This is a genomic window from Pseudoalteromonas sp. HL-AS1 (genome assembly GCF_031198785.1).
Taxonomy (GTDB): Bacteria; Pseudomonadota; Gammaproteobacteria; order Enterobacterales; family Alteromonadaceae; genus Pseudoalteromonas; species Pseudoalteromonas distincta.
Genome location: NZ_CP133569.1, coordinates 3,184,947 through 3,201,864, shown reverse-complemented (window position 1 = coordinate 3,201,864; position 16,918 = coordinate 3,184,947). Strand labels below are relative to the sequence as shown.

Sequence of the window (16,918 nt, the reverse complement as noted above, 5' to 3'; positions counted from 1 at the left end):
TGACAGCTAATAGTGTTTTTGATACCGTATTGAAAATTTTTGGTATGACCAATTTACCTTTTGGGTAAATCATACTACTTAAAGCCCCGTTTTATGGGCTCTTGGTATTTATACAACGCGGACGTTGATTCATGTCTTTAAAGATTAAAGCGGCAAAATTATCTGATGTTATTTTACAGCAACTTGAGAATATGATTCTTGAAGGCTCGTTAGCACCAGGTGAAAAGTTGCCACCAGAGCGTGAACTAGCAAAGCAATTTGAAGTGTCTCGCCCGTCACTGCGTGAGGCAATTCAAAAATTAGAAGCGAAAGGTTTAGTTACGCGTCGCCAAGGTGGCGGCACGTTTGTAAAAAATCAGCTCGAAGAAGGGCTTACTGATCCACTTTTTGATTTGATTAGTAAACACCCTGAGTCGCAGTTTGATTTACTTGAATTTCGTCATGCATTAGAAGGGATTGCTGCTTACTACGCAGCACTGCGCGGGACCAGCAACGATTTTAGCAAAGTAAAACAAAGCTTTGATGAAATTGCCTTAGTTAATGATGATTTACAGCAAAAAGCAAAAGCAATTAATGCATTTCACTTTAGCGTGGCAGAAGCCTCGCACAATGTGGTGTTACTGCATTTAGTTAGAGGTATGAAAGCGCTGCTTGAGCAAAATGTATTGCAAAATTTAACTGTTCTATTAAAAAAGTCAGATATTAGCAGTCAGTTAGCCCAACACAGGCGTTTATTAATGGATGCCGTTATTGACGGTAATCCAGAACAAGCCCGTTTAGCAAGTAATGCGCACTTAGCATTTATCGAAGAAGCACTACTTGAAGCAGGCAAAGAGCATTCGCGAATTGAACGTAGTTTAAGACGCACTAAACAAAATTAAGTTAGTACATAACTACTTTGAACACACAAATTAAGTAGCTGTGATATTAAATTAACAATATTCGTATTTTAAACATAAGGAAACCTCCATATGTCTGAAGTCAATAAAATTGACGTAGACGCGCTAGAAACACAAGAGTGGTTACAAGCTCTTGAATCAGTTGTGCGCGAAGAAGGTGTTGAACGAGCTCAGTTTTTACTTGAGCAAGTATTAGAGCAAGCCCGTTTAGACGGCGTTGATATGCCAACGGGTATTACCACGAACTACGTTAATACTATTCCTGTAGATCAAGAGCCTGCTTACCCAGGTGATGTAAATCTTGAACGTCGTATTCGTTCAATTATACGTTGGAACGCGATTATGATCGTTCTACGTGCATCTAAAAAAGATCTCGACTTAGGCGGCCATATGGCGTCTTACCAATCATCTGCTGCATTTTATGAAGTGTGTTTTAACCACTTCTTTAAAGCACCAAATGATGTAGACGGTGGTGACTTAGTTTATTACCAAGGTCATATTTCTCCAGGTATTTACGCACGAGCATTTGTTGAAGGTCGTTTATCGGCTGCGCAACTAGATAACTTCCGCCAAGAAGTTGATGGCGAAGGCTTACCATCGTACCCACACCCTAAGTTGATGCCTGAGTTTTGGCAGTTCCCTACGGTATCAATGGGCTTAGGTCCTATTTCATCAATTTATCAAGCACGCTTCTTAAAATACTTAGATGGTCGTGGCTTAAAAGACACTAAAAACCAACGTGTATATGCGTTTTTAGGTGACGGTGAAATGGATGAGCCAGAATCACGTGGTGCTATTTCTTTCGCTGCACGTGAAAAACTAGATAACCTTTGTTATTTAATTAACTGTAACTTACAGCGTTTAGACGGCCCAGTTATGGGTAACGGTAAAATCATTCAAGAGTTAGAAGGCTTGTTTAAAGGCGCAGGCTGGAACGTAATTAAACTAGTGTGGGGTAGCGGTTGGGATATTCTGCTTGCTAAAGACACAACAGGTAAATTACTACAATTGATGAACGAAACAATTGATGGTGATTACCAAACTTATAAAGCTAAAGATGGCGCATACGTGCGTGAGCATTTCTTTGGTCGCTACCCTGAAACAGCTGCCCTTGTTGCAGATATGACAGATGACGAAATTTTTGCGCTTAAGCGTGGTGGTCATGAACCATCAAAACTATTTGCTGCATTTAAAAAAGCAGAAGAGACAAAAGGTCGTCCAACTGTAATTCTTGCTAAAACTGTAAAAGGTTACGGCATGGGTGAAGCAGCTGAAGGTAAAAACATTGCGCACCAAGTGAAAAAAATGGACATGTCGCATGTTGCACATTTACGTTCACGCCTTGGTCTTGATGACTTAGTATCTGAAGAGCAATTAAAAGAATTACCATACCTAGAGCTTGAAGAAGGTTCACCTGAGTACAAGTACCTACATGCGCGTCGTGATGAGCTTAAAGGCTACACACCTAAGCGTATTCCACGTTTTAGTGAAAAACTTACGTTGCCAGAAGTAGATGCATTTAAGCCACTACTTGAAGAGCAAAAGCGTGATATTTCTACTACTATGGGCTTTGTTCGTGCACTTAATATCTTATTAAAAGATAAAGGCATTGGTAAAAATATCGTACCAATTATTGCAGATGAAGCGCGTACATTTGGTATGGAAGGTTTATTCCGTCAAATCGGTATTTACAACCCGCATGGCCAAAACTACACGCCACAGGATCGTGATATTGTTTCTTACTATAAAGAAGCAACTTCAGGTCAAGTATTGCAAGAAGGTATCAATGAGTTAGGTGCTATGTCGTCATGGGTTGCTGCTGCAACCTCATACAGCACTAACGATTTACCAATGATCCCATTTTACATTTACTACTCTATGTTTGGTTTCCAACGTGTTGGCGACATGGCATGGATGGCGGGCGATCAACAAGCACGTGGTTTCTTATTAGGTGCTACAGCGGGTCGTACAACGCTAAATGGTGAAGGCTTACAACACGAAGATGGTCACAGCCACATTCTTGCAAACACGGTTCCTAACTGTGTTTCTTATGACCCAACTTACGCGTTTGAAGTTGCTGTTATTGTACAAGACGGTATTCGTCGTATGTACGGTGACGACCAAGAAAATATTTACTACTACCTAACGCTTATGAACGAAAACTACCATCAACCAGCTATGCCAGAAGGCGCTGAAGAAGGTATTCGTAAAGGTATTTACAAGCTTGAAAGTTACGAAGGTAAAAAAGCCAACGTACAGCTATTAAGCTCAGGTACTATTATGACTGAAGTGCGCAAAGCTGCTTCAATCTTAAGCGAAGAATATGGTATTGCATCAGATGTTTACTCAGTAACATCTTTCAATGAGCTAACGCGTGATGGTCAAGATGTTGAGCGTTTCAACATGCTAAATCCTGAAAGTGAGCAAAAAACAGCATTTATCACAAGCGTATTAAACGACTCTGTGACTGTTGCAGCAACGGATTACATGAAAAACTACGCAGAACAAGCGCGTTCATTCATTCCAAGCAGCAACTACAAAGTGTTAGGTACAGATGGTTACGGTCGTTCTGATAGCCGTGAAAACCTACGTCGTCACTTTGAAGTTAACGCAAGCTACGTTGTTGTTGCTACGTTATCTGAACTTGCTAAACGCGGTGAAGTTGAGAAGTCAGTAGTTGTTGAAGCACTTAAAAAGTTCAACATCGACACTAACAAACTTAACCCACTGTACGCATAAGAGGTTTGCAATGAGTATTGAAATTAAAGTACCTGATATTGGTGACGACGAAGTAGAAGTAACCGAAATATTAGTAAGCGTTGGCGATAAAGTAGATGTTGACCAATCATTACTAAATGTTGAAGGCGACAAAGCATCAATGGAAATACCTGCTTCTCAAGCGGGGACTGTAAAAGAGATTAAAGTTAACGTTGGCGACACCGTTACAACAGGCTCTTTAGTATTTTTGTTTGAAGGCGAGAGTGAAGGCACTGATGAGAAAAATACATCAGCCGCTGCTCCAGCTAAATCTGAAGAGGCAGCACCAGCTGCTTCTACAGGTTCTTCAATTAAAGAAGTAACTGTACCAGATATTGGCGATGATGAAGTTGAAGTAACTGAAATCATGGTTGCTGTTGGTGACACCGTTGAAGAAGAGCAATCTATCTTAAACGTGGAAGGCGACAAGGCAGCAATGGAAGTTCCAGCTCCATTTGCCGGTACAGTTAAAGAAATTAAAGTAGCCGCTGGCGACACAGTTAAAACTGGCTCGTTAGTGTTTGTTTTTGAAGTAGCAGGAAGTGAATCTGCAGCACCGGCTAAAGAGTCGGCTCCTGTAGAAGCGCCAGCTGAGAGCTCAACAGCAAGTTCAGCACCAAGCACTAAAGAAGTTAATGTACCTGATATTGGTGGCGATGAAGTTGAAGTAACTGAAATTATGGTTGCCGTTGGCGACGAGGTTTCAGAAGATCAATCAATCTTAAACGTTGAAGGCGACAAAGCTGCAATGGAAGTACCAGCTCCATTTGCAGGTACAGTTAAAGAAATTAAAGTAGCCGCTGGCGATAAAGTATCGACTGGTTCATTAATTTTTGTATTTGAAGTTGCAGGCAGTGCGCCAGCGGCATCTGCACCAGCTGAAAAATCAGCACCTGCAGCAGCGGCTAAAACAGAGTCAGCACCGGCTCAAGCGGCACCTGCAAAAGCAAGTAATGAAAGCTTCACAGAAAACAGCGCGTATGCTCATGCATCACCCGTTGTTCGCCGTTTAGCGCGTGAGTTTGGTATTAACCTAGCTAACGTTAAAGGCACTGGTCGCAAAGCCCGTATAGTTAAAGAAGACGTGCAAAACTACGTTAAAAACTTAGTTAAGCAAGTTGAATCTGGTCAATTATCTGCAGGCAGTAGCGCAGGTGGTAGTGAGCTTGGTCTTATTCCATGGCCTAAAGTAGATTTTGCTAAATTTGGCGAAATTGAAGAGAAAAAACTGTCTCGCATTCAAAAGTTATCAGGTAAAAACTTACACCGTAACTGGGTACAAATCCCACATGTTACACAGTTTGATGAAGCTGATATCACAAGCCTTGAAGTATTCCGTAAAGAGCAAAATGCACTTAGCGAGAAGAAAAAGCTGGGTGTTAAAATCACACCACTTGTGTTTGTGATGAAAGCTGCGGCTAAAGCACTTGCAGACTTCCCAACATTTAACTCTTCACTGTCTAACGACGGCGAAAGTTTAATTCTTAAGAAGTACATTAACATTGGTGTTGCTGTTGATACGCCAAATGGTTTAGTAGTGCCAGTGTTTAAAGATGTTGATAAAAAAGGCATTATTGAATTATCACGTGAACTAATGGAAGTATCTGTTAAAGCACGTGACGGTAAGCTTACATCGTCTGATATGCAAGGTGGCTGTTTTACTATCTCTAGCCTTGGCGGTATCGGCGGTACGGCATTTACGCCGATTGTTAATGCGCCAGAAGTTGCTATTTTAGGTGTATCTAAATCTGAAATGAAACCTAAATGGAATGGCAAAGAGTTTGAACCAAAACTAATGGTTCCGCTGTCTATGTCATACGACCATAGGGTTATTGACGGAGCATTAGCTGCACGCTTTACTGTGACTCTTGCAAGTTACATGAGCGATATTCGCCAGTTGGTGATGTAACCAGTTTAGTAAAATTGGTATACGCAATAAAATAAATAGAATCAAATCCCAGCCAGTTGTTTTTAGCTGGGATTTTTACCATTTGCAATGATACAATCTTTGTACGAATTGCATCACTTTGTGCGCTGCTCACTCTTTCTGCCTTGCAGAAACATGGCAGTTAAATTTTAGGGCAGTGTCCCGTTCAAACAATTAAGGTAAAAGCATGAGCAACGAATTAAAAACTCAAGTTGTTGTACTAGGCGGTGGTCCTGGTGGTTATTCTGCGGCTTTCCGTGCTGCTGACTTGGGCTTAGAAGTTACATTAGTAGAATCTCGCGAAACATTAGGTGGCGTATGTCTTAATGTTGGTTGTATTCCTTCTAAAGCACTTTTACACGTAGCTAAAGTGATTGATGACGCAGCAGAAATGTCATCTCACGGTGTTACTTTTGGCGCACCAAAAATCGATCTTGACCAAGTTCGTACTTGGAAAGATTCTGTAGTTGGCCAGTTAACTGGTGGACTAGAAGGCATGGCCAAAATGCGTAAAGTGAAAGTTGTATCTGGATACGGCAAATTCACTGGCAGCAATACTTTAGTAGTTGAAGGCGCAGACGGCGCTACAACTATCACGTTTGATAACGCGATTATTGCAGCAGGTTCTAAACCAGTTAACTTACCTTTCATCCCAGAAGATGACCGTGTAATTGATTCAACTGGTGCATTAGAACTTAAAGACGTACCAGAAAAACTACTTGTATTGGGTGGTGGTATTATCGGTCTTGAAATGGGTACGGTTTACCGTGCGCTAGGTTCTGCAATTGATGTTGTAGAATTTGCTGATCAATTAGTACCAGCAGCTGATAAAGACATTATCAAAATTTACCAAAAATACGTAAGCAAAAAATTCAACGTAATGCTTTCAACTAAAGTTGTTGGTGTTGAAGCTAAAGAAGACGGCTTATACGTAACGTTTGAAGGTAAAAACGCACCAGCAGAACCAGTACGTTACGACAAAGTACTTGTTGCAGTTGGCCGTACTCCAAACGGTAACTTACTTGATGCTGAAAAAGCGGGCGTAAACGTTGATGAGCGTGGCTTTATTAATGTTGATAAGCAATTACGTACTAACGTAAGCCATATTTTTGCAATTGGTGACTTAGTTGGCCAGCCTATGCTTGCGCATAAAGCGGTTCATGAAGGTCATGTTGCTGCAGAAGTTATTTCTGGTCAGAAGCATTTCTTCGACCCTAAATGTATTCCTTCAATTGCGTACACAGACCCAGAAATCGCTTGGGTAGGTGTTACTGAGAAAGAAGCAAAAGAGCAAGGCTTAAAAGTTGAAACTGCGGTATTCCCGTGGGCAGCATCTGGTCGTGCAATTGCATCTGCTCGTACTGAAGGTTCTACTAAACTTATCTTTGATAAAGAAAGTGGCCGTATAATCGGTGGTGCTATGATCGGTATTAACGCGGGCGAAATGCTTGGTGAAATCGGTTTAGGTATTGAAATGGGTGCTGATGGTGAAGACTTAGCGCTTACAATTCATGCTCACCCAACATTGAATGAATCAATCGGCCTTGCAGCTGAAATTTTTGAAGGTTCAATCACTGATTTACCAAACAAAAAAGCAGCTAAAAAGAAGTAATTTAACTTTTTAGTATTTGCTTTAAAAACCCAACTTCGGTTGGGTTTTTTTATGTCTATTTTTAACTTGGATAAATATAAGATTAAATAACAAGAAGTCGTTACAATGCGCGCTTAATTAATTGAAGGTAAATACAGTGAAAAACTCAGTTCTAGCATTACGCGCTCAACAAATAAGTGAATCTCGTCGAGAGTTTAATGCTCGAGGCGGTAAATTAGATCGCTGTGAACAATGCCTGATTGCTAAGCACTACTGTATTTGTAAAGGTGTTGAGCACGCAGATTGTAAGGCCGCTGTATGCTTACTGATGTATCATAATGAAAGCTTTAAACCTTCTAATACAGGGCGTTTAATTGCTGAAATAGTGCCAGATAACCACGCATTTAGATGGGATAGAACAGAGCCTAACCCCGCTCTTTTAGCTTTAATAAATGATTCGCAGTATCAGCCTATGGTCGTCTTTCCCGCAGAAGATGTAGAAGAGGGCAGAGCCATTACAGAAGTGAGTATTGAATCAGGTAAAAAGCCGCTATTTATATTCTTAGATGGTACGTGGCGCGAAGCTAAGAAAATGATTCGTAAAAGCCCTTATTTAGATAACTTGCCTGTACTTTCTGTTACTGCTGATAAACTGTCTGATTACCGATTACGTGTAGCCCCTCATGCACATCAACTAGGCACTGCTGAAGTGGCTATTATGGTATTAGCACTTGCGGGCGAAATGGATGCATCGACAAAATTAGAGCAGCATTTTATTAAGTTTCGTGATGCGTATTTATTGGGTAAGCGCAACAAGGGCCGACCGCTAGAAGATTAATTTTACGAAGTTAAGCAAATGCTTGCTGATTTTTTAAGTGAGCAAGTGCTTTATTTTGAATAGCTCTGAAGCCTTCTTCAGATGTTAATTGTAAAACAGTATTATACAATTGACTTATACTATTATGCACTTGAATAAACGAGATACAGTCTTCACCAATCATTTCTTTTGCTTCTTCAACTCGCTTTAAAAAGTAGCAGCTAATGTCTATTTTGCCATTAAATTGAGTCGTTGCAATTGCGTCTGCTATTCTATTAAGTTGATAGCTAAACTCATCAGGTCGAGCACCTTCACCCCACTTGCTAATACGAATATCGCGTTCTAACTTAATAATTTCTTTAAGTATATTTTTAAACTCACTCATTGGCATATTTAAAAAGTTATAACCTTTGGGGTTAAATAAAGCTTTATACGGATTTTCGTTGGGAGTTTGGGCACTAAAAACACCAATTGGTTTTGCTGTACTTGCGTCTGATAATTTACATAAAAAGGCATTACTTTGGGGTGTTTTAAAATTCATATCCATTGAGTATTTATGATCCTTGCGTTATTTAGTTATCGGCGCAATTAATAAAAAACTTAGCGAAATTTAAAACCTAGATTCAAATTGTAAGTGCATAACTTGTTTTGGCTAGATTAAGTGGTCAGTTGCTCATAAGCTAACTACTTTTTCTCCGGCAAGAGATTTTACAATGAGACATTACAAACAACTGACCTATGCGCAAAGATGCCAGATCGCCGTTCTAAAGAAAAGTGGTTTTACGCAACAAAGTATTGCTGAGCTAACTAATTTATCGCAATCTACGATTTCAAGAGAGCTTTCTAGAAATACAGGTAAGCGAGGTTACAGACACAAACAAGCTCATGAGCGGGCTTTGTTTCGCCGAAGAAGTGTAAGAAAACCGCTTAAGGTGACACCTGAAATGATAGCTTTAATTACCCAGAAGCTTAATGAGAAGTGGAGTCCTGAACAAATAACGGGATGGTTACGCAAAGAAAGTGAACTGTCTGTCAGCCATGAATGCATTTATCTGTATATCTGGGAAGATAAAAAAGCAGGTGGTGAGTTATACCTACATCTGCGCCGACACGGTAAGAAATATCACAAGCGCAGTCATGGTAAAACAAACCGAGGGCAAATAAAAAATCGCGTTAGCATTGAAGAGCGCCCACAAATAGTTGATGAGAAAGGCCGAATCGGAGATTGGGAAATAGATACCGTCATAGGCAAAGGTCATCGAGGCGCCCTTGTTACCATTGTAGAGCGGGTTACCCAATTCACTGTATCAACTCAGGTGGCAGGAAAAACAGCACAAGCCGTCACTGCGGCGACGATAGAACTATTAAGGCCATATAGGTCAGCGCTTCATACCATCACGGCTGACAATGGAAAAGAGTTCGCTTATCACGAGCAAATCACAGAGGCTTTAAGTGTACCTGTTTATTTTGCTCACCCTTATCACTCATGGGAGCGCGGATTGAATGAAAACACGAATGGATTACTACGTCAGTATTGGCCGAAGAGCACAGATTTTAAGGCGGTAACACCAGCGCAAGTTATACCAGTACTTGAGCAACTTAATAATCGTCCGAGGAAGACACTTGGATTTGAAACGCCTGCAAAATTGATGCAGGATCACTTGGCGGCTAAAGCCGCCTAAACGTTATGCACTTCAGGTTTGAATCCGCGAAATATAAATAAAGTATTTTAAGGTCTTAGCATTGATTGGCAGGGATGCGATATATTACTCAGTAAAAATTAGCTATAGTTGCTCAGAGCTTTACTCAACCCAAATTTTAGGCAAAGAAAAGCGCGCTCTATCTCTAGGCGCGCTTGCGGAATCTTCTAATTTTCTGCATCCTGCAATTGAACTTAATCAACTCCAATTTTCACTAATCCATGTTTATTACTATATTACTTTTTAGTTCTATGTAATGTAGACCGTCCGGGCCTGTATCCTTAAATTCCTAAACATCCTGTAGGGTAAATACTATTACCAAATCCTTAATTACACTTCCTAGTGTATCCTTGTTTTAACCAATCCCTTGTGTTGCCTTAAAGGCCTGTCCATTTATTCCTTCAACATCCTGTTGAACAACTTAGCCTTGTTGTTATCCTTTTCGCATCTTCCTGACGCTGTCCTTTTTACAACATTGCGTTGTGATACTCATCCTGAGCCTGTCCTAAAATCCGTGTTGTCCTGATAACTTAATCATTGGTTGGTTGAGTAAGCAGTCCGTTTCCTTTTACTCAATAAGCGTCATTGCTTGGTTGATGCGTAAATTATAGTGCAATAGAGTAACTAAAATAGAGATAAAACTACATTCAATTAGTGTTTTTACAATAGTAATAAAAATAAATTTCATATAATTCATTTGTTTAACTGTTTTTAGGTTGTTTTTCATCTTGTTTTTTACTCATTAGCTGTCACATCCGTAAGACATCTCTTACACCGTATTTCCTTTTTGGGCGTTATTTACATATTTACATTTATTTAAAGTGTGCACTTTTAGAATGAGCACGGTAGAATTCGTTGATAATAACAGTTATTTAGGTGGAATAATGAAGAAAGTATTTGCACTTGTTTTAGGGGTAGTTGCATCGGCACCAGTCTTTGCAAACGATGTTGTTAACATCTACTCTTTTCGTCAACCGTTTTTAATTCAGCCAATTTTAGAAGACTTTACAAAGCAAACAGGCATAAAAACCAATGTTGTTTTTGCTAAAAAAGGGCTAATTGAGCGTGTTAAACGCGAAGGCAAGCACAGTAAAGCTGATTTAGTATTAACCTCTAACTTTAGTGCGCTTATTCAATTAGAAGATTTAAAATTAACACAAACTATAAAAAGTGACAGTGTAAATAATAATGTTCCAGCCGCCTTTCGTGACGGTGATGGCCAATGGGTTGCGCTTACTAAGCGAGTGCGTAATGTGTATTCATCAAAAGAGCGAGTTGGTGAGTTACCTAAGCTCACTTATGAAGATTTAGCAGACCCTAAATACAAAGGACAAATTTGTACGCGCTCTGGCAAACATCCATATAATTTAGGTTTAGTGGCTTCTATGATTGCACACCATGGTGAAGCGCAAACTAAAGAGTGGCTTGAAGGTGTTAAGGCTAATTTAGCACGCAAGCCTCAAGGTAACGATCGTGCTCAAGTTAAAGCTGTTAAAGAAGGTTTATGTAACTTGGCATTAGGTAATAGTTACTACCTTGGCAAAATGCTAGAAGATAAAGAACAAAAAGGTTGGGCAGAGGCCGTAAATATTAACTTTCCAAATCAAGTTAATCGTGGCTCACACATAAATGTATCGGGGGCGGTTATTACCAAATACGCTAAAAACCCTGAAAATGCATTAAAGCTCATAGAATATATGACCGACAGCAAAGCACAAAACATGTATGCCTCATTAAATATGGAGTATCCAGTTAAGTCGGGTGTTGAATTATCAAATTTGGTTGCCTCTTGGGGTAGCTTTAAAGAAGACAGCTTGCCACTTGATGAGATTAGTAAATATCGTCCGTTAGCACTTAAGCTAATTGATGAGGTGAAGTTCGATCTTTAATGACTAATAAATTTAAGCTGTCTAAATGGCAGCTCTTTGCGTGGTCGACTGGCTTAATACTATCGGCCCCGTTGTTTTTTCTTCTTTTTGAATCTCTACAAGGTAGCTCTGAGGTGTTTTCTCACCTGTGGGATACCGTACTTTGGGATTACATAACCAATACCGTATTGTTAGTTTTAGGTGTTTGCGTCCTGAGCTGCGCCATAGCTTTGCCGCTTGGGTGGCTAACGGCTTACTGTAGTTTCCCGGGTAAAAAACAGTTTGAATGGGCACTTATGCTGCCCCTTGCTATGCCTACCTATATTATTGCCTATGTATACACTGATTTATTAGATTATGCGGGCCCGGTGCAAATAGCACTGAGAGAATGGTTTGGCTGGCAATCACCTAACGACTATTGGTTTTTTGATATACGAACATTACCCGGCGCCATCGTTATGATTGCCTTGGTACTTTACCCGTATTTATTTTTAATTTTTAAAACAGCCCTTCGCGAGCAGTCATTCAAATTAGTACAAGCTAGTCAGTTAATGGGGTTATCTCCTTGGCAAAGCTTTTTTAAAGTCAGCTTAGTGCTCTCTCGTGGGGCAATTGTGGCGGCTCTTGCACTTATTAGTATGGAAACCATGGCCGACTTCGCAACAGTGAGTTATTTTGCCGTAAGTACATTAACAACTGCCGTATACGATACGTGGTTTGGTTATTACTCACTTACAGCGGCCGCTAAAATATCGGGTGTGATGTTACTGCTGTTATTTTTAGCATTAATGGCAGAGCGTTTTAGTCGCCGAAACCAAGCGGTATTTGAGCGCCAATCAAGTGTAAATAGCGAATCTCTCTATGTATTAAAAGGAAAGTCTGCTTGGCTCGCAACGGCATTTTGTAGCTTTATTTTACTTATCGCCTTTTTAATCCCTATTGCAGTACTTATAAATTATGCCATTACCTACTTTGATAAAGCATGGGATGTAGAGTTTTTTAGTTACGCTTGGCAAAGTTTAAAGGTGGCGGGAGTTGTAAGTGTTATAACCATTACATTGAGTGTTTTTGTGGTTTTTTATCAGCGTGTTGCAAAGCAAACGTATCCGCTTATTCCTGGTCGTTTAGCAAGCACAGGCTATGCGCTGCCAGGAACTGTACTCGCTATTGCGGTTTTATTACCTCTTACATTATTAGAGAACACTATTAACACAGCACTCGAGCCGTATAACTTAGACATTGGCTTACTGCTTACAGGTAGCATTCTTACTATTATTATTGCTTATATTGTTAGGTTTTACGCCATTGCACACGGAGCAATTGAGTCGAGTTTTTTACGTATTAGTCCATCACTTGATATGGCAAGCCAATCAATGGGTAAAAGCCAAGGGCAAACGCTGCGTTTAGTGCACCTACCTTTACTGCGAAGAGGATTGCTCACTGCTGCCTTATTGGTATTTATTGAGTGTATGAAAGAGTTGCCAGCTGCGCTATTGCTCAGACCGTTTAATTTTGAAAGCTTAGCTACTCATGTATTTCAGTATGTGAGTGATGAGCAATTAGAGCTTGCTTCAATATCTGCATTATTTATTGTTATTGTTGGGTTTATTCCTTTGTATTTTATTAATCGTTCTATGGAGCAGCGTAGTTAAATGAGTAGTTTAATTTTACAAGGCGTGAGCTATCACTATAACGGCACAAAGGTTATTCACGATTTAGATTTAACAGTGGGTAAAGATGAAATTGTTTGTCTACTCGGGGCGAGTGGATGCGGTAAAACAACCACATTAAAGGCGATTGCAGGTTTAATTGAAGCCAAGCAAGGGTCTATTTTTATAGACGGTAAATTAGTGAGTGATGAGCAATCTTTTGTCTCACCTGAGCATCGTAACATCGGCATGATGTTTCAAGATTATGCGTTGTTTCCGCATTTAACGGTGGCAAATAATATTGCATTCGGGCTTGGTAATATGAGCAAAGCTCAAAAGCAGCAACGCGTTGATGAAATGCTTAAGCTTGTGCATTTAATTGGATGTGCTGACAGGTTTCCACATCAGTTATCGGGTGGCCAACAGCAACGCGTCGCTATCGCTCGTGCATTAGCTTATAAACCTAGTTTATTACTCCTTGATGAGCCTTTTTCAAACATCGACACACAAGTACGCTTTGAATTAATTGCCGATATACGTCGAATTATTAAAGCAACTCAAGTATCTGCTGTGTTTGTTACACACTCAAAAGAAGAGGCGTTTGCGTTTTCAGATACACTTGCCATTATGCATTGCGGTAAAATTGCACAACAAGGCACGCCAGAGCAGCTTTTTGCAGCTCCATGTTCAAAGGAGGTTGCAGAGTTTCTGGGTCAGGGCATATACTTAAGCGCAGAAGTGTTAACCGCAACTGAATATAAAACACCATTTGGTTTAGTCGAATCTTATGTTGAGAGTAAGCATAATGTAAGTGCAGGGCTTATATATGTGCGCCCTCATCAAATAGAATTAGTGGCAGATAACCAAAGTGACAAATTCAGCAAGCGAGCTACAATCATAAGTCGTCGCTTTATTGGTTCGGCGTATGTTTATTCGCTTGTTATTAATGAGCAAGAAATTGAAGTTGCTGCACAATATGGCCAGTCATTTGAAAATAATGATCAGGTTATAATAAAAATAAAACCTCACACGGTGAATTTTTTCGAATCGTAATTAATTTGTTATTCGCTGTGTTTTTATCTGTAAAACTAAGGAATAACAATGGCGCAAGCGCAATCAGGGATTTGTGCTGAAGCAAACTTACACGGTTTGCACTTATTTTTTAATGTGTTTGATGGTCAAGACGAATCACTTCGCGCAAAGTTAAAACAAGTAAGCGCTATAGAAGAAGAGTTTAGCGATCAATTTTCAGAATCAATGCTCTCTTGTATGGTTGCTATTGGTGCGCAATACTGGCCGCATATCCTCCCTGAATACATTCCAAGCGAATTACAGAGCTTTCCCAATATAACCCATAGCGATCACCAAATGAGCGTACAACCGTGCGATTTATTTGTGCAAATTCGCTCTGACCGTGAAGACGTTAACCATTTATTTGCGCTGCAAATTTTAAAATTATTTGCCCCCGATGTAGAGCTGGTGGAGCAAATTCGTAATTTTCGCTTTTTAGATGGTCGTGATTTTAACGGTTTTATTTATGGTGGCGACACCGCACATGGAAGAAAAAAGCGCGCTACGGCTTTAATTAGCAACCCTGGTAGCTTTGAAGATCAGGGGAGTTATATTCATGTTCAGCGTTATAAACATGATTTAACTATGTGGCAGCATTTATCATTGAGTGAGCAAGAGCAAATAATGGGACGTACGCGTCTTGATAACACGCTAATTACCCCAGCGAGCGAAACCAGCCATGCTTCGCGAAGTGAGCTAAAAGACGAAGACGGACAACCGCTACTATTAAATCAAAGCATGCCTTATGGCGACGTGTATGAGCAGGGAATGTTATCAATTACATGCGCTTGTACGGGCACCGCATTTGAAAAAGTACTTAATAGTCGTTTAGGGGAAGGGGATTGCTACGACCACTGGCTTGATTTTACTCAAGCCGATATGGGCTCTGCTTTCTTTGCACCTTCATTAGGGTTTTTAAAACAAATTTAATTTGCTATTAAACCGTATCAAATAAAATGCGAACGCGTTCAAGTGTTACATCTATTTCAGATATTTTAGCAGGAGCGATAAAAATAGTATCGTCGCCTGCAATTGTTCCTAGTACGCCATCTGCTTTACCTAATGAATCTAATAAACGTGCAATAAGCTGAGCAGCACCTGGGCTGGTACGAATGATGATCATCATTTCGTTGTGCATAATGTCGATTACTAATTGGCGTAATGGGCTTTTAGCCGTAGGTACACCCATTTCAGCAGGTAAGCAGTAAACCATTTCTTGTTTGGCATTACGTGTGCGTACAGCGCCAAACTTACTTAACATGCGTGATACTTTACTTTGGCTTATATTGTCAAAACCTTGATCTTTTAACGCATCAACTATTTCGCCTTGAGAGCCAAAATTTTCTTCTTTTAATAGTGATTTAAATGCTTTTACCAGTGCTTCTTGTTTATCTTGTGGTTGCATAGTCTTTATTCGTTTTTGTTATTTATGCCGCAAATTCTACACAAAAATGAATAATTATGCAGCAGTTGTTTAGTTAACTTGCCAGTTTGATGCGTTAAATCACATAAGTTTACGACTATGGTCGAAAATATACTTGAAATAGACCGGATAAATTTGTTTTTAGTCGCTAATTTCATTATCTTAAGGGCCACAAATGTTTCCTACCTCAAATTACGGAGAATTCCAATGAAAGTTGCTGTATTAGGTGCTGCAGGCGGTATCGGACAAGCGTTGTCTTTATTATTAAAAACAGGCTTACCAGCTGGCTCTGAATTATCACTTTATGATGTTGCACCAGTAGTACCAGGTGTTGCGGTTGACCTTTCTCACATCCCAACAGATGTTAAAGTTGCAGGCTTTGGCGCAGACGATTTAAATAAAGCGCTTGAAGGTTCTGACATCGTTCTTATCCCAGCGGGTATGCCACGTAAACCAGGTATGGATCGTGCTGATTTATTCAATGTAAATGCTGGCATCATCAAAACTTTAGCAGAAGGCATTGTTGCCAGCTGTCCTAAAGCGTTAGTAGGTATTATTACTAACCCAGTAAATGGCACAGTTCCAATTGTTGCTGAAGTATTCAAAAAAGCAGGTACTTACGACGCTAAACGCGTATTCGGTATTACTACGCTTGACGTTATTCGTTCAGAAGCATTTGTTGCTGAACTTAAAGGCGTAGACGTAGCAACTGTAAAAGTACCAGTAATTGGTGGTCACTCAGGCACAACTATTCTGCCTCTACTTTCTCAAGTTGAAGGTGTTTCTTTCACTGATGAAGAAGTTGCTGCACTTACTCCACGTATCCAAAATGCGGGTACTGAAGTTGTAAATGCTAAAGCAGGCGGTGGTTCAGCTACGCTATCTATGGGTGCTGCTGCAGCTCGTTTTTGTATGTCTTTAGTTAAAGGCCTACAAGGTGAAGAAGTTGTAGATTACGCTTACGTTGCTGTTGAAAATGGCGATGCAGAGTACTTTGCACATCCAGTACGTTTAGGTAAAAACGGTGTAGAAGAAATTCTTTCTTACGGCGAACTAAGCGCATTTGAAACAAAAGCAAAAAATGACATGCTTGAAACTCTGAAAAAAGACATCAAAGAAGGTGTTGATTTCATGGCGTAATAGCCGGTTTAAGCAACAAAAAAGCCTGCATTTGCAGGCTTTTTTATTGCTCAGAATTAATGTCACACTGTGTAAC

Annotated in this window: 14 protein-coding genes; 11 read left to right on the top strand and 3 right to left on the bottom strand. The window is 40.0% G+C overall.

From position 1 onward, the window contains the following. The first annotated feature begins 131 nt into the window (after positions 1-131). The 5 genes from pdhR to RB214_RS14805 all read left to right on the top strand — a co-directional run bounded on the left by pdhR (position 132) and on the right by RB214_RS14805 (position 8,012). On the top strand, positions 132-881 hold the full coding sequence (gene pdhR, locus RB214_RS14825; RefSeq protein ID WP_002957764.1) for a pyruvate dehydrogenase complex transcriptional repressor PdhR: 750 nt from the start codon (positions 132-134) through the stop codon (positions 879-881). 90 nt (positions 882-971) lie between these two features. Then, entirely contained in the window at positions 972-3,638 is a 2,667-nt protein-coding gene (aceE, locus tag RB214_RS14820; protein ID WP_002957763.1) for a pyruvate dehydrogenase (acetyl-transferring), homodimeric type, read from the top strand. Positions 3,639-3,648: 10 nt separating this feature from the next. Further along, positions 3,649-5,565: a pyruvate dehydrogenase complex dihydrolipoyllysine-residue acetyltransferase gene (aceF, locus tag RB214_RS14815; RefSeq protein ID WP_309167687.1), complete on the top strand. Its 1,917-nt coding sequence runs from the start codon at positions 3,649-3,651 to the stop codon at positions 5,563-5,565. Between the two features lie 205 nt (positions 5,566-5,770). Next, the gene (gene lpdA / locus RB214_RS14810) at positions 5,771-7,195 is read left to right on the top strand and encodes a dihydrolipoyl dehydrogenase (protein ID WP_002957761.1); all 1,425 of its coding nucleotides are present in this window, start codon (positions 5,771-5,773) and stop codon (positions 7,193-7,195) included. 136 nt (positions 7,196-7,331) lie between these two features. Beyond that, entirely contained in the window at positions 7,332-8,012 is a 681-nt protein-coding gene (locus tag RB214_RS14805; RefSeq protein ID WP_309167686.1) for a tRNA-uridine aminocarboxypropyltransferase, read from the top strand. 10 nt (positions 8,013-8,022) lie between these two features. Here RB214_RS14805 and RB214_RS14800 read toward each other — a convergent pair whose 3' ends face one another. Continuing rightward, positions 8,023-8,538: a hypothetical protein gene (locus tag RB214_RS14800; protein ID WP_309167685.1), complete on the bottom strand. Its 516-nt coding sequence runs from the start codon at positions 8,536-8,538 to the stop codon at positions 8,023-8,025. A 166-nt stretch (positions 8,539-8,704) separates the two neighbouring features. Between RB214_RS14800 and RB214_RS14795 the strand changes: the two genes are divergently transcribed. Next, positions 8,705-9,673 (top strand): IS30 family transposase, encoded by a 969-nt coding sequence (locus tag RB214_RS14795; protein WP_309167684.1) that lies wholly within the window; start codon positions 8,705-8,707, stop codon positions 9,671-9,673. A 586-nt stretch (positions 9,674-10,259) separates the two neighbouring features. Here the strand turns inward: RB214_RS14795 and RB214_RS14790 are convergent. Further along, the gene (locus RB214_RS14790) at positions 10,260-10,388 is read right to left on the bottom strand and encodes a hypothetical protein (RefSeq protein WP_309167683.1); all 129 of its coding nucleotides are present in this window, start codon (positions 10,386-10,388) and stop codon (positions 10,260-10,262) included. Between the two features lie 187 nt (positions 10,389-10,575). On the opposite strand from RB214_RS14790, the gene RB214_RS14785 reads away from it, so the two are divergent. Genes RB214_RS14785 through RB214_RS14770 form a run of 4 tightly spaced genes read left to right on the top strand, consistent with a single transcriptional unit; the run spans position 10,576 to position 15,209 of the window. Continuing rightward, entirely contained in the window at positions 10,576-11,580 is a 1,005-nt protein-coding gene (locus tag RB214_RS14785) for a Fe(3+) ABC transporter substrate-binding protein (protein ID WP_309167682.1), read from the top strand. After that, positions 11,580-13,211 carry an iron ABC transporter permease gene (locus RB214_RS14780; RefSeq protein ID WP_309167681.1) on the top strand — a complete coding sequence of 544 codons (1,632 nt, stop codon included), beginning with the start codon at positions 11,580-11,582 and terminating at the stop codon, positions 13,209-13,211. The genes RB214_RS14785 and RB214_RS14780 overlap by 1 nt, the downstream gene beginning before the upstream one ends. After that, positions 13,212-14,261, top strand: a complete 1,050-nt coding sequence (locus RB214_RS14775) for an ABC transporter ATP-binding protein (RefSeq protein ID WP_309167680.1) — start codon at positions 13,212-13,214, stop codon at positions 14,259-14,261. A 48-nt stretch (positions 14,262-14,309) separates the two neighbouring features. Further along, a complete protein-coding gene (locus RB214_RS14770) occupies positions 14,310-15,209 on the top strand; it encodes a Dyp-type peroxidase (protein WP_309167679.1) in 900 nt (299 codons plus the stop codon). A 7-nt stretch (positions 15,210-15,216) separates the two neighbouring features. Here RB214_RS14770 and argR read toward each other — a convergent pair whose 3' ends face one another. Next, positions 15,217-15,684, bottom strand: coding sequence for a transcriptional regulator ArgR (gene argR / locus RB214_RS14765; protein ID WP_002957753.1), 468 nt, complete (start codon positions 15,682-15,684; stop codon positions 15,217-15,219). Positions 15,685-15,909: 225 nt separating this feature from the next. Between argR and mdh the strand changes: the two genes are divergently transcribed. Continuing rightward, positions 15,910-16,842 carry a malate dehydrogenase gene (mdh, locus tag RB214_RS14760; protein ID WP_002957751.1) on the top strand — a complete coding sequence of 311 codons (933 nt, stop codon included), beginning with the start codon at positions 15,910-15,912 and terminating at the stop codon, positions 16,840-16,842. Positions 16,843-16,918 lie beyond the last annotated feature (76 nt).

Excerpts from the sequence above, each read along its gene's own strand:
- pdhR (WP_002957764.1), top strand. The coding sequence starts at position 132 with ATGTCTTTAAAGATTAAAGCGGCAAAATTATCTGATGTTATTTTACAG.
- aceE (WP_002957763.1), top strand. The coding sequence starts at position 972 with ATGTCTGAAGTCAATAAAATTGACGTAGACGCGCTAGAAACACAAGAG.
- aceF (WP_309167687.1), top strand. The coding sequence starts at position 3,649 with ATGAGTATTGAAATTAAAGTACCTGATATTGGTGACGACGAAGTAGAA.
- lpdA (WP_002957761.1), top strand. The coding sequence starts at position 5,771 with ATGAGCAACGAATTAAAAACTCAAGTTGTTGTACTAGGCGGTGGTCCT.
- RB214_RS14800 (WP_309167685.1), bottom strand. The coding sequence starts at position 8,538 with ATGGATATGAATTTTAAAACACCCCAAAGTAATGCCTTTTTATGTAAA.
- RB214_RS14795 (WP_309167684.1), top strand. The coding sequence starts at position 8,705 with ATGAGACATTACAAACAACTGACCTATGCGCAAAGATGCCAGATCGCC.
- RB214_RS14790 (WP_309167683.1), bottom strand. The coding sequence starts at position 10,388 with ATGAATTATATGAAATTTATTTTTATTACTATTGTAAAAACACTAATT.
- RB214_RS14785 (WP_309167682.1), top strand. The coding sequence starts at position 10,576 with ATGAAGAAAGTATTTGCACTTGTTTTAGGGGTAGTTGCATCGGCACCA.
- RB214_RS14780 (WP_309167681.1), top strand. The coding sequence starts at position 11,580 with ATGACTAATAAATTTAAGCTGTCTAAATGGCAGCTCTTTGCGTGGTCG.
- RB214_RS14775 (WP_309167680.1), top strand. The coding sequence starts at position 13,212 with ATGAGTAGTTTAATTTTACAAGGCGTGAGCTATCACTATAACGGCACA.
- RB214_RS14770 (WP_309167679.1), top strand. The coding sequence starts at position 14,310 with ATGGCGCAAGCGCAATCAGGGATTTGTGCTGAAGCAAACTTACACGGT.
- argR (WP_002957753.1), bottom strand. The coding sequence starts at position 15,684 with ATGCAACCACAAGATAAACAAGAAGCACTGGTAAAAGCATTTAAATCA.
- mdh (WP_002957751.1), top strand. The coding sequence starts at position 15,910 with ATGAAAGTTGCTGTATTAGGTGCTGCAGGCGGTATCGGACAAGCGTTG.